At 60.2% G+C, this 12,774-nt stretch carries 11 protein-coding genes; 8 read left to right on the forward strand and 3 right to left on the reverse strand.

Going from position 1 to position 12,774, the window contains the following annotated elements:
- Positions 1-23 precede the first annotated feature (23 nt).
- Positions 24-842, reverse strand: a complete 819-nt coding sequence (gene ppsR / locus ACZYR5_RS22530) for a posphoenolpyruvate synthetase regulatory kinase/phosphorylase PpsR (protein WP_489091834.1) — start codon at positions 840-842, stop codon at positions 24-26.
- A gap of 176 nt (positions 843-1,018) precedes the next feature.
- On the opposite strand from ppsR, the gene ppsA reads away from it, so the two are divergent.
- From ppsA to ACZYR5_RS22570, 8 genes are all read left to right on the forward strand, one after another.
- Complete coding sequence (gene ppsA / locus ACZYR5_RS22535) at positions 1,019-3,394, forward strand: phosphoenolpyruvate synthase (protein WP_489091833.1); 2,376 nt, start codon at positions 1,019-1,021, stop codon at positions 3,392-3,394.
- Between the two features lie 211 nt (positions 3,395-3,605).
- The gene (locus tag ACZYR5_RS22540; RefSeq protein ID WP_489091832.1) at positions 3,606-4,595 is read left to right on the forward strand and encodes an alpha/beta fold hydrolase; all 990 of its coding nucleotides are present in this window, start codon (positions 3,606-3,608) and stop codon (positions 4,593-4,595) included.
- A 195-nt stretch (positions 4,596-4,790) separates the two neighbouring features.
- Complete coding sequence (gene rraA, locus ACZYR5_RS22545) at positions 4,791-5,282, forward strand: ribonuclease E activity regulator RraA (RefSeq protein WP_489091831.1); 492 nt, start codon at positions 4,791-4,793, stop codon at positions 5,280-5,282.
- A 23-nt stretch (positions 5,283-5,305) separates the two neighbouring features.
- Positions 5,306-6,301 carry a zinc transporter ZntB gene (locus ACZYR5_RS22550; RefSeq protein ID WP_489091830.1) on the forward strand — a complete coding sequence of 332 codons (996 nt, stop codon included), beginning with the start codon at positions 5,306-5,308 and terminating at the stop codon, positions 6,299-6,301.
- A 63-nt stretch (positions 6,302-6,364) separates the two neighbouring features.
- Positions 6,365-6,610 carry a CrfX protein gene (locus ACZYR5_RS22555; RefSeq protein ID WP_489091829.1) on the forward strand — a complete coding sequence of 82 codons (246 nt, stop codon included), beginning with the start codon at positions 6,365-6,367 and terminating at the stop codon, positions 6,608-6,610.
- Positions 6,611-6,612: 2 nt separating this feature from the next.
- Positions 6,613-7,437 (forward strand): mechanosensitive ion channel family protein, encoded by an 825-nt coding sequence (locus tag ACZYR5_RS22560; RefSeq protein WP_489091828.1) that lies wholly within the window; start codon positions 6,613-6,615, stop codon positions 7,435-7,437.
- Between the two features lie 91 nt (positions 7,438-7,528).
- A complete protein-coding gene (gene sigX / locus ACZYR5_RS22565; RefSeq protein ID WP_017337463.1) occupies positions 7,529-8,119 on the forward strand; it encodes an RNA polymerase sigma factor SigX in 591 nt (196 codons plus the stop codon).
- Between the two features lie 107 nt (positions 8,120-8,226).
- The gene (locus ACZYR5_RS22570) at positions 8,227-9,201 is read left to right on the forward strand and encodes an OmpA family protein (RefSeq protein ID WP_489091827.1); all 975 of its coding nucleotides are present in this window, start codon (positions 8,227-8,229) and stop codon (positions 9,199-9,201) included.
- Between the two features lie 63 nt (positions 9,202-9,264).
- On the opposite strand, the gene cobA is transcribed toward ACZYR5_RS22570, so the two are convergent.
- Together cobA and ACZYR5_RS22580 are read right to left on the reverse strand one after the other, a co-directional pair.
- Positions 9,265-10,026, reverse strand: a complete 762-nt coding sequence (cobA, locus tag ACZYR5_RS22575) for a uroporphyrinogen-III C-methyltransferase (RefSeq protein ID WP_489091826.1) — start codon at positions 10,024-10,026, stop codon at positions 9,265-9,267.
- 10 nt (positions 10,027-10,036) lie between these two features.
- Positions 10,037-12,754 (reverse strand): nitrate reductase, encoded by a 2,718-nt coding sequence (locus tag ACZYR5_RS22580; protein WP_489091825.1) that lies wholly within the window; start codon positions 12,752-12,754, stop codon positions 10,037-10,039.
- Between the last annotated feature and the right edge of the window lie 20 nt (positions 12,755-12,774).

The following is a 12,774-nucleotide window of genomic DNA, read 5'->3' on the forward strand; positions in this document are numbered from 1 at the left end:
CCCCGTTTGAGCCGCTGGCGGAGTTACTTGAACCGGCGCTCGACGCCTTTTTCAACGAGGATCTTCGCCGAGATTTCTTCCACCGAAAAATGCGTGGAATTGATGTTCGGGATGTTCTCGCGGCGGAACAGGTTTTCCACCTCGCGCACCTCGAACTCGCACTGGGCGTAGCTCGAATAGCGGCTGTTGGGCTTGCGCTCGTTACGGATCGCGGTGAGGCGGTCCGGGTCGATGGTCAGGCCGAACAGCTTGTGCTGGTGGGCGCGCAGGGCGGCCGGCAATTGCAGGCGTTCCATGTCGTCCTCGGTCAGCGGGTAGTTGGCTGCTCGGATACCGAATTGCATGGCCATGTACAGGCAGGTCGGGGTCTTGCCGCAGCGCGACACGCCCACCAGGATCAGGTCGGCCTTGTCGTAGTAGTGGGTGCGGGCGCCGTCGTCGTTATCGAGGGCGAAGTTCACGGCCTCGATGCGCTCCATGTAATTGGAGTTGTGCCCGATGGAGTGGGACTTGCCCACGGAGTAGGACGAATGCTCGGCCAGTTCCTGTTCCAGCGGCGACAGGAAGGTAGAGAAAATATCGATCATGAAACCGTTGGACGTGGCGAGGATCTCACGGATGTCCTGATTGACGATGGTGTCGAAGATGATCGGCCGAAAGCCGTCCTTTTCGGCGGCTGTATTGATTTGTTGTACCATGGCGCGGGCTTTTTCCACGCTGTCGATGTAGGGGCGCGTGAATTTGCTGAAGGTAATGCTTTCGAACTGCGCCAGCAGACTTTGACCCAGGGTTTCGGCAGTAATGCCCGTGCCGTCGGAAATAAAGAACGCAGATCGTTTCATTTGCACCTTGGGCCTTAAGCTAGTGACGATTCTTGGATATGATAGGCGCGATTTTGCCGGCCCGGATTGGCCCGCATTCTCACTTATTTTCCAGGTCCAGGCCATATTGCTGGCAAATGCTCCCCTGAGCCGCCGGTACCCTGAGCTTTTCCAACACAGTTAGTGGAGAGATCACCTTGGTAGAGTACGTAGTTTCCCTCGATAAGCTCGGCAAACACGATGTTGAGCATGTGGGGGGCAAGAACGCATCCCTGGGCGAGATGATCAGCAACCTCGCAGGTGCCGGTGTATCGGTGCCTGGTGGCTTTGCCACAACCGCACAGGCTTATCGTGATTTCCTCGAACTGAGCGGCCTGAACCAGCAGATTCACGACGCCCTGGATGCCCTCGACGTCGACGACGTGAATGCCCTGGCCAAGACCGGCGCACAGATCCGTCAATGGATCATGGAAGCCGAGTTCCCTGAAAAACTGAATACCGAAATCCGCACCGCGTTCGCCGCGCTGTCGGCCGGCAACCCGGACGTCGCCGTAGCGGTACGTTCGTCGGCCACCGCCGAAGACTTGCCGGACGCTTCGTTCGCCGGCCAGCAGGAAACCTTCCTGAACATCCGTGGCGTCGAGAACGTCATCCGTGCCGCCAAGGAAGTCTTCGCTTCCCTGTTCAACGACCGCGCCATTTCCTACCGCGTCCACCAGGGCTTTGACCACAAACTGGTCGCCCTGTCTGCCGGTGTACAGCGCATGGTGCGTTCGGAAACCGGCACTGCCGGCGTGATGTTCACCCTCGATACCGAATCCGGCTTCCGTGACGTGGTGTTCATCACCGGCGCCTACGGCCTGGGCGAAACCGTCGTACAAGGCGCGGTGAACCCGGATGAGTTCTACGTGCACAAGGGCACCCTGGCGGCCGGTCGTCCGGCGATCCTGCGCCGCAACCTGGGCAGCAAAGCCATCAAGATGATCTACGGCGACGAGGCCAAGGCCGGTCGTTCGGTCAAGACTGTCGACGTCGACAAGGCCGAGCGCGCGCGTTTCTGCCTGACCGATGCCGAAGTCAGCGAGCTGGCCAAGCAGGCGATGATCATCGAGAAGCACTACCAGTGCCCGATGGACATCGAATGGGCCAAGGACGGTGACGACGGCAAGCTGTACATCGTTCAGGCGCGTCCTGAAACCGTGAAGAGCCGCACCCAGGCCAACGTCATGGAACGTTACCTGCTGAAAGAAACCGGCACCGTTCTGGTGGAAGGCCGTGCCATTGGCCAACGCATCGGCGCCGGCAAGGTGCGGATCATCAAGGACGTGTCCGAGATGGACAAGGTCCAGCCAGGCGACGTACTGGTTTCCGATATGACCGATCCGGACTGGGAGCCGGTCATGAAGCGCGCCAGCGCCATCGTCACCAACCGTGGCGGTCGTACCTGCCACGCGGCGATCATCGCTCGCGAACTGGGGATTCCTGCCGTTGTGGGCTGCGGTAATGCCACCCAACTGTTGAAAGACGGCCAGGGCGTGACGGTTTCCTGCGCCGAAGGCGACACCGGTTTCATCTTCGAAGGCGAACTGGGCTTCGACGTGAAGAAGAACTCGGTAGACGCCATGCCAGAGCTGCCGTTCAAGATCATGATGAACGTCGGCAACCCGGACCGTGCCTTCGACTTCGCCCAACTGCCGAACGCCGGCGTGGGCCTGGCCCGTCTGGAATTCATCATCAACCGCATGATCGGCGTGCACCCCAAGGCACTGCTGAACTACGACGGCCTGCCAACCGACATCAAGGAAAGCGTCGACAAGCGCATCGCCGGTTACGACGATCCAGTCGGCTTCTACGTCGAGAAGCTGGTCGAGGGCATCAGCACCCTGGCCGCGGCCTTCTACCCGAAAAAGGTTATCGTGCGCCTGTCGGACTTCAAGTCCAACGAATACGCCAACCTGATCGGCGGCAAGCTCTACGAGCCGGAAGAAGAGAACCCGATGCTGGGCTTCCGCGGTGCTTCGCGTTACATCAGCGAATCGTTCCGTGACTGCTTCGAACTCGAGTGCCGTGCCCTGAAGCGTGTGCGTAACGAGATGGGCCTGACCAACGTCGAGATCATGGTGCCGTTCGTCCGCACCCTGGGCGAGGCGAGCCAGGTAATCGACCTGCTGGCGGAAAACGGTCTGGCCCGCGGTGAAAACGGCCTGCGCATCATCATGATGTGCGAACTGCCGTCCAACGCGATCCTCGCTGAAGAGTTCCTTGAGTTCTTCGACGGTTTCTCCATCGGCTCCAACGACCTGACCCAACTGACCCTGGGCCTGGACCGCGACTCCGGGATCATCGCGCACCTGTTCGATGAGCGTAATCCGGCGGTCAAGAAGTTGCTGGCCAACGCCATTGCCGCCTGCAACAAGGCCGGCAAGTACATCGGTATCTGCGGTCAGGGTCCATCCGACCACCCGGACCTGGCCAAGTGGCTGATGGAGCAGGGCATCGAAAGCGTTTCGCTGAACCCGGACTCCGTACTGGAAACCTGGTTCTTCCTGGCAGAAGGTCAGGCTTCGGCTTGATGATGTAGTGTGAGCGGCTCCCTCCTCTGATTTTGTAGGAGCGAGCTTGCTCGCGAAGGTCGTCAACGATGACGTGGTTCTAATGGATAAACGCGTCGATCTGAAGTCCTTCGCGAGCAAGCTCGCTCCTACAAGGTTGGGCGGGGGAGTCGTTCGGATTTGAAGCAGGGCGAGCTCCTCCGGATGCCGCCCTTTTTTGTGCAAGAAGAATATGCAAAGCAGCAGTAACCTGTTTCCTGTCGCCTTGATCAGCGCCGAACGTCGTGGCGATCTGAGCGAGGACGTCTATCGCCTGAAACCGGGCAACAGTCCCGATTTCACCGTCGAGATCGCGGTCACCCGCCTGGGCATGGCCGACGAACCCGCTTTGCGCGGCGTTCCGGTGATCTTGCTGCACGGCAGCTTTTCCAACCGGCGATTCTGGTTTTCCCCCAAGGGCCTGGGCTTGGGCGCGCACCTGGCGCGCGCCGGTTTTGATGTGTGGATCCCGGAAATGCGCGGCCATGGCTTGTCGGCGCGCAATCAGCAATACCGCAAGAACCGTGTCGCGGATTACGCCCGCTACGACCTGCCGGCCATTGCCGCGTTTGTTCGCGAGCAAAGCGGGCAGGCGCCGCACTGGATCGGCCACTCCCTGGGCGGTATCACCCTGGCGGCGGCGTTGGGTGGGCAATACCTGACTGAAACCGAGGTCGCCAGCGCGGCATTTTTCGGCACCCAGGTCAGCCGCACCTACTGGCCGCTGAAAATTCCCCCGGTGGAGTGGAGCGGGCGCTTCATTCTCAAGCGTTTCGCGCAACTGTCGGGTTCACGCCTCAAGCGTGGGCCGGAAGACGAACCGATCGGCCTGGCCATCGAAAGCATGCGCTGGTACGGCTTGTTTGGTCGCTTTGGCGATGCCTACAAGGACTGGTGGGCTGGCCTCGCCGAGGTCACGGTGCCGGTGCTGGCGGTCAGTGCCAGCAACGATCATCAGGATCCGGACTGGGCTTGTCGCAAACTGTTCGCGCAGATCGGCTCGGCGCACAAGCAGTTCGTATGCCTGGGCCGTGAGCAGGGCTTTGCCGACAACTTCGGGCATGTCGAAATGCTCGTCAGCAAGGCCGCGCAAGCCGAGGTCTGGCCGCTGGTTCAACGTTGGCTGGCCAATCCGCAGGCGCCGCTGCTGGCAAATACCCCCGACCTGGCCGCCGCCAGCTGACGCGAAGGCTCTGACAAGGGCGTTTCGCTTCGGGCGGTCAACGGTTAAGATATGACGAATTGAGCTTTTTTGGTCACTTTACGTGGCGATGTCGGCCTGGTGTTCGTGACAAATGCGCGTTAAACCACACCTCTCGACGCTCGTTTCATTTAAGGTGACAGCCTCGGTTGTCTTCCTCTTTACAGGAGTTTCTCGATGAATCATTACATCACTCCCGACCTGTGCGATGCCTATCCGGAACTGGTGCAGGTGCTGGAGCCCATGTTCAGCAATTTTGGCGGCCGGGATTCCTTCGGCGGCGAAATCGTGACCATCAAGTGCTTCGAAGACAACTCGCGAGTCAAGGAACAGGCTGAACTCGATGGCAAGGGCAAGGTGCTCGTCGTCGACGGCGGCGGCTCCCTGCGTTGCGCGCTGCTGGGCGACATGATTGCCGAGCGGGCGGCGAAAAACGGCTGGGAAGGCCTGGTGATCTACGGCTGCATCCGCGATGTCGACGTGATTGCACAAACCGATCTCGGGGTGCAGGCGCTTGCCAGCCATCCGAAGAAGACCGACCGTCGTGGTCTCGGCAACATGAACGTGCCGGTGACATTCGCGGGCATCACTTTCCATCCGGGTCAGTACATTTATGCGGACAACAACGGCGTGATCGTCTCGCCAAGCCCGCTGAAAATGCCTGAATAAATACCGACCAGACAGGGGTGAGGATGTTCGAGGAAGAAAACGCGCAGTGGGGGCTGGTTCACGCCCTGGTACTGGATGGCAAAGGCGGTGCGCGTTCGATTGCCCGGACTGAACTCGATGACCTGCAACTGCAAGCCCACGAAAGCCTTTGGTTGCACTGGGATCGCAGTCACCCGCAAACCCAGACCTGGCTGCGCAAATCCAGCGGCCTGAGTGAGTTCAGTTGCGACCTGCTGCTCGAAGAAAACACCCGGCCGCGCCTGTTGGCGCTGCCGGATGCCGAGCTGCTGCTGTTCCTGCGTGGGGTCAACCTCAACCCGGGTGCCGAACCGGAAGACATGGTCTCGGTACGCATCTTCGCCTCCGCCCAGCGGGTCATCTCCCTGCGTCTGCGGCCCTTGCGCGCCACCGACGAATTGCTGGTGCAACTGGCGGAAGGCAAGGGGCCCAGGACCACCTCCGAACTCATCCTTTATATGGCGCAGTACCTCACCCACAAGGTGCAGGATCTGGTCGGCGACCTCTCGGAAGTGGTCGATGAAGAAGAGGAAAGGCTGGATGCCGACGAACGGTATACCCCGGAGCATGGCTCGATTCTGCAGATCCGACGGCGGGCGGCCGGGCTCAAGCGTTTTCTCGCACCGCAGCGGGATATTTTCGGCCAGCTGACGCGGATCAAACTGCCCTGGTTCGTCGAGGATGACGGCGACTACTGGAACGAATTGAACAACAGCCTGACCCGTTATCTCGAAGAGCTTGAATTGACCCGAGAGCGCGTGGGGCTGGTGCTGGAGGCCGAAGACCGACGTCTTTCGGTGAAGATGAATCGCACCATGTACCGCTTCGGGATCATCACCGGCATCTTTTTGCCGATGAGTTTCCTGACCGGTCTGCTGGGTATCAACGTCGGGGGCATTCCGTTCTCCGAAAGCCCCTATGGCTTCCTGGTAGCGTGCCTGCTGATGATCTCGGTGGCGCTCGGCCAGTGGTGGTTGTTCCGGCGTTTGCGCTGGGTATGAAGGCGCGTCATGTGACCCGGGGAAATTTGATCGCGTCTTTCACAGATATCACGAGAGGTGCGTATGCACGATCCGTTTGAACAGTCTTTGCGTGACATGCTCCAGGCGTCCCCGTCCACTCGCGACGACGATGCGTGCCTGGGTCGTGTACTGAAAACCGCCAACCGCCAGGTCGGCGCCGGTGACCTGTTCAGTCTGCTGGGCCGCTGGCTGCCCGCGCTGATGATCGCCCTGAATAACGGATCGGCCCACGTCTCGCCGGTTTCCCGCAAGAAAACCTCTGCTCGTACTGCTGATAAGGCTGATTGAATATGGAACTTGATCTCTGGACTCAGAGCCTCGTCACGGCAATGACCGCCTTGTGGACCAAAGTCGCGAACTTCATTCCCAACCTGTTCGGCGCCCTGGTGGTGCTGCTGCTGGGTTTTGTCGTGGCCAAGTTGCTGGACACCCTGTTGTCCAAATTGCTGGCAAAACTGGGGCTGGATCGGCTGATGGGCGGCACCGGCCTGACCAAGCTGATGTCCCGTGCAGGGCTGCAGGTGCCGATCTCGACCCTGATCGGCAAGATCGTCTATTGGTTCGTTCTACTTATTTTTCTGGTTTCAGCCGCCGAATCCCTTGGCTTGGAGCGAGTTTCGGCTACGCTCGATATGCTAGCGCTGTATTTGCCGAAAGTGTTCGGTGGCGCGCTGGTGTTGTTGGTGGGGGTTTTGCTGGCGCAACTGGCCAATGGCCTGGTGCGCGGCGCCGCTGAAGGGGTAGGTCTGGACTACGCGTCGGGACTGGGTCGAATTGCCCAGGGCCTGGTGATCATCATCAGTATTTCGGTGGCGATCAGTCAGTTGGAGGTCAAGACCGACCTGCTGAACCATGTCATTGTCATCGTTTTGATAACCGTTGGTCTGGCTGTAGCCTTGGCCATGGGGTTGGGGAGCCGGGAAATTGCCGGTCAGATTCTTGCGGGAATCTACGTGCGTGAATTGTACGAGGTTGGGCAACAAGTGCGTGTTGGCGAGGTCGAAGGGCAGATCGAAGAGATCGGCACGGTCAAAACTACATTGCTGACCGATGAGGGTGAGCTAGTCTCACTCTCCAATCGGATCCTCCTGGAGCAGCATGTTAGTAGCCGCTAACCCGGCAAACCCTGCTAATGTATGCCGCCGCAAAATGCCCGATACCCTTGGGCTGCGGTGGACATTGACCTGACTGTCGGCCCGACTTGTTTTGAATAAAGCCCAATCGCTATCCACGCGCTACGACCCCCGCGAGCTCTCTGATGAGGAGTTGGTCGCGCGCTCGCACACCGAGCTGTTTCACGTAACGCGCGCCTACGAAGAGCTGATGCGGCGTTACCAGAGAACTTTATTTAACGTCTGTGCACGATATCTTGGGAACGATCGCGACGCGGATGATGTCTGTCAGGAAGTGATGCTGAAGGTGCTGTATGGTCTGAAGAACTTCGAGGGCAAATCGAAGTTCAAGACATGGCTATATAGCATCACGTACAACGAATGCATCACACAGTATCGAAAGGAACGGCGTAAGCGTCGCTTGATGGACGCTTTGAGTCTGGACCCCCTCGAGGAGGCGTCGGAAGAAAAGGCGCCGAAACCTGAGGAAAAGGGTGGACTCGATCGCTGGCTGGTGTATGTGAACCCGATTGACCGGGAAATTCTGGTGCTACGATTTGTCGCAGAGCTGGAGTTCCAGGAGATCGCAGACATCATGCACATGGGTTTGAGTGCAACAAAAATGCGGTACAAACGCGCTCTAGATAAATTGCGTGAGAAATTTGCAGGCATTGCTGAAACTTAGTTCGGCGCAAATATCTCTTACGTGTAGGCAAGTTCTGATAGACTTGTCGCCGAGTTGTCCCCCGGTTTGTGGGACTGCTTTACAATCACCAGATGGGGATTTAACGGATGAAACTGAAAAACACCTTGGGCTTGGCCATTGGTTCTCTTATTGCCGCTACTTCTTTCGGCGTTCTGGCACAAGGCCAAGGCGCAGTTGAAGGCGAGCTGTTCTACAAGAAGCAGTACAACGATAGCGTCAAGCACATCGAAGACGGCTTCAACCCAGGCGCTCGTATCGGTTACTTCCTGACCGACGACGTTTCGATCGATCTGAACTACGATCAGACCCACCACACCCGTTCGAACGACGGTACTGGCAACCAGAAAATCAAAGGTGACACTGCGTCCCTGCTGGGTACCTACCACTTCGGTCAGGCTGGCGTAGATTCCCTGCGTCCATACGTTTCCGGTGGTTTCGGTCACCAGAGCCGCACCAACGTGCAGGCTGATGGCCACAGCGGTCGCGATCAGACCACTCAAGCCATCGTTGGTACCGGTGTGAAGTACTACTTCACCGACAACCTGTTCGCCCGTGCTGGCGTTGAAGCAGACTACGGTCTGGACAACGGCAAGTGGGACTACTCCGCCCTGGTTGGTCTGGGTGTGAACTTCGGCGGCAACGCTGGCGCAGTAGCTCCAGCTCCAGTCGTAGCACCAGCTCCAGAACCAGAGCCAGAAGCTCCGGTTGCTGAAGTGGTACGCGTTGAACTGGACGTCAAGTTTGACTTCGACAAATCCGTTGTTAAGCCAAACAGCTACGCTGACGTGAAAAACCTGGCTGACTTCATGAAGCAGTACCCACAGACCACCACCGTGGTTGAAGGTCACACTGACTCCGTAGGTCCAGACGCTTACAACCAGAAGCTGTCCCAGCGTCGTGCTGACGCTGTTAAGCAAGTTCTGGTCAAAGACGGCATCGACGCTAGCCGCGTTAGCTCCGTTGGTTACGGCGAATCCCGCCCAGTTGCTGACAACGCAACTGAAGCTGGCCGTGCTGTTAACCGTCGCGTAGAAGCGCAGGTTGAAGCTCAAGCTAAGTAATTAGCTTCGCAGCTCTGAAAAACCCGGCCTCGGCCGGGTTTTTCTTTGCCTGCGATTCGGGTTCTACAGTGCCGCGCGGGCGCTCCCTTCGTGTTCGGGCAGAGCCTGTTCTATGGCAGTGCATGCTGCCACTGCACCGATCACCAGGATAGCCGGGCTTTTCAGCTGGAAGCTGTGGGCGTCGTCCTGCATGTTTGTGAGATTGCTCCGGCATTCGCGCTGATGGGGCAATGAAGCATTTTCGATCATGGCCACCGGCGTATCAGCCGCCATCCCGGCGGCCAGCAACTGCTGACGAATGTCCGCCAGCTTGGCCACCCCCATGTAGATCACCAGTGTCGTGCCGCCTTGGGCCAGGGCGCGCCAGTTGAGTTCGCTGTCGTCCTGAGTGTGAGCCGTCACCAGGGTCACGCCGCGCGCCACGCCGCGCAAGGTCAGGGAAATGTCACATTGTGTGGCGCCCGCCAGGCCGGCGGTGATGCCATTGACCAGTTCGACTTCGATTCCCCGTTCGCGCAACCACTGCGCTTCCTCGCCACCGCGGCCGAAAATGCACGGGTCGCCGCCTTTCAGTCGCACCACGCAATGGCCCTGGCGGGCGTAGCGCAGCATCAGGCGATGGATGAATGCCTGTGGCGTCGAGCGGCAACCGCCACGTTTGCCGACAGCAATCACCCGTGCCTGGGGGCAATGTTCCAGTACCGCGGGATTGACCAGGTCATCGATCATCACTACATCTGCCGTCCTCAGGGCCCGTACGGCCTTGAGGGTCAACAATTCCGGGTCACCAGGACCTGCACCGACCAGCCAGACTTTTGCGCTCATGTTCGATTCCTCACGAGGTGATGGCTAACGGCTGCACGTTGGCGGCCAATAGACGCTTGATTTCCGGGACACAGGAACCGCATTGCGTGCCGCAGCCCAGTTGTTGTTTCAGTTCCTGCAGATTCAGGCCGTCGTTGATTCCCGCGCAGACTGCGCCTTGGCTGACGTTCTTGCAGTTACAGAGGATTCTTTGCCCGCCTGGCGCACCGCCATCGCCGCCCGGAGGCGCACTCAACGGCGCCAGCAGCCAGCGCCGCAGTTGAGCGTCGACGCGACCTTCCAGCCACAGGCGCTGCAGCCAATGCTGGGCCAGGGTTTCGCCCGCCAGACGGATCGCGGTGATGCGCCCCTGTTCGATGCGCACCCGTTTGCCGATCGAGCGCCGTGGATCGTCGTAGGCCAACACCGGCCCTGAGTCGAGCCCCAGCAGGTGATCGATGGCCTGCAGGTGTTGCGGATCCGGTGCCTGGGTGCTGGCGGCGCGGATCAGCAGTGCCGGGCGTTCGCGTCCGGCAAGGCTGAGGCTGACGTAGGCAAAGTCCTCGCATAGGGGGCGAAGCGCCTCGAAGTGCTGTTGAACATCGCCCTCAACCAAGGCAAACAGGTTCCACGCCAGGGTGACGGGCTCGATGCGCACACCGCTGTGTTTCAGTTCCGGTTGTTTGGACAAAGGGTCGAACGCCGGTTGGGTGAGGACGTTGACCCCGCCCTTGAGGAAACGATCGCCCCAGTGCATGGGCAGAAAGGCCTGGCCCGGACGCACACTGTCATCCGCACCGACCGCCACGATCACGCGGCCTCGACGACTCTGCAGGCTGACCAGATCGCCGCTGTTCAAGTGCTGGTCGCGCAAATCGTCCGGGTGCAGGCTCAACAGCGCTTCGCTGACGTGCCCGAACAGTTGCGCGGCAGTGCCGGTGCGGCTCATGCCGTGCCACTGATCGCGCAGGCGGCCGGTCATCAGGGTCAGGGGGTAGTGTGCGTCACGCTGCTCCTTTGCGGCGTGGTAAGGCTCGGCTATGAACCGCGCGCGACCATTGGCAGTGGGAAATATGCCATCGGTATAAAGCCGTGGCGTTCCCGCTTTGGCGCCTTCGGGGAAGGGCCATTGCTGCGGGCCCAGCTGGTCGATCAGTCCGTGGCTGATCCCTGACAGATCGAGATCACGGCCCTGGGTCAGGTATTTGAACTCATCGAAAAGCTGTGCCGGATGCTCGAACCCGAAGAGGCTGGGTTGCCCTGGACGCAGCTTTTGCTCCAGGCGTTGTGCGAAATTCACGGTAATCGCCCAGTCCGCTCGCGATTCGCCGGGTGGGGTAATGGCGCGGCGAACGTGGGAAATGCGCCGTTCGGAGTTGGTCACGGTGCCTTCTTTTTCGCCCCAACTGGCGGCGGGCAGCAACAGGTCGGCGAAAGGCGCGGTTTCGGTGGTGCGAAACGCCTCTTGCAGGACCACGAACGGGCAGGCTGCGAGGGCGGCACGCACATGTTGTTGATCCGGCAGCGACTGCGCCGGGTTGGTGCAGGCGATCCACAGGGCCTTGATCTGCCCGCTGCGGACCTGCTCGAACAGTTCAATGGCGCTGAGCCCGGGTTTCTCCGGCAGGCTGTCGACGCCCCAGTATTCTGCGACCTCGGCACGATGCCCGGCATTGGCTGCGTCGCGATGCCCCGGCAGCAGGTTGGACAGGCTGCCGGTTTCGCGGCCGCCCATGGCATTCGGCTGACCGGTGAGCGAGAAAGGTCCGGCACCGGGGCGGCCGATTTGCCCGGTAGCCAGGTGCAGGTTGATCAGTGCGCTGTTTTTCGCGCTGCCGGCGGTGGATTGATTCAGGCCCATGCACCACAGCGACAGGAAGCTCGGCGACGTGCCAACCCACTGGGCGCATTGTTGCAGGTGCTCGACGCTGATCCCGCACAGTTGCGCCACCATGGCCGGGGTGTAGTCATGTACCAGGCTTTTCAGGTGCGCCAGGCCCTCGGTGTGGGCCTCGATGAATGCGCGGTCGGTCCAATCTTCCCACAGCAACAGGTGCAGGATTCCGTGAAACAGGGCGACGTCGCTGCCCGGCAGAATCGCCAGGTGCAGATCGGCCAGGTCGCAGGTGTCGGTGCGGCGCGGGTCGATGACGATGACTTTCATCTGTGGCCGGCGCGCTTTCGCCTGTTCCAGGCGGCGAAACAGCACCGGATGGGCGTAGGCCATGTTGCTGCCGACGATCATCACGCAATCGCTCAGTTCCAGGTCTTCATAGCTGCAGGGCGGGGCGTCAGCGCCGAGGCTGCGCTTGTAGCCGACTACGGCCGAGGACATGCACAGGCGCGAGTTGCTGTCGATGTTGTTGGTGCCCACCAGGCCCCGGGCGAGTTTGTTGAAGGCGTAATAGTCTTCTGTCAGCAGTTGCCCCGAAATATAGAACGCCACACTGTCAGGACCATGCTCCGCGATGGTGTGGGCAAACACCGTAGCGGCATGCTCGAGGGCGCTGTCCCAATCGGTGCGGCTGCGGGCCAGGCCCTTGCCCAGGCGCAGTTCCGGGTACAGGGCGCGGGCCGCGAGATCGCCGGTCAGGTGCAGGGTCGAGCCCTTGCTGCAGAGCTTGCCGAAGTTGGCCGGGTGCGCCGGATCGCCGCTGACGCCGAGGATCTGCTCGCCGTCATGCTCGATCAGCACGCCGCAGCCCACCCCGCAGTAACAGCAGGTCGAGGCAGTCGTCTGGCGGTTCATCAGCGTGCTTCCTGCAGTGC

Source organism: Pseudomonas sp. F007 (assembly GCF_057814275.1).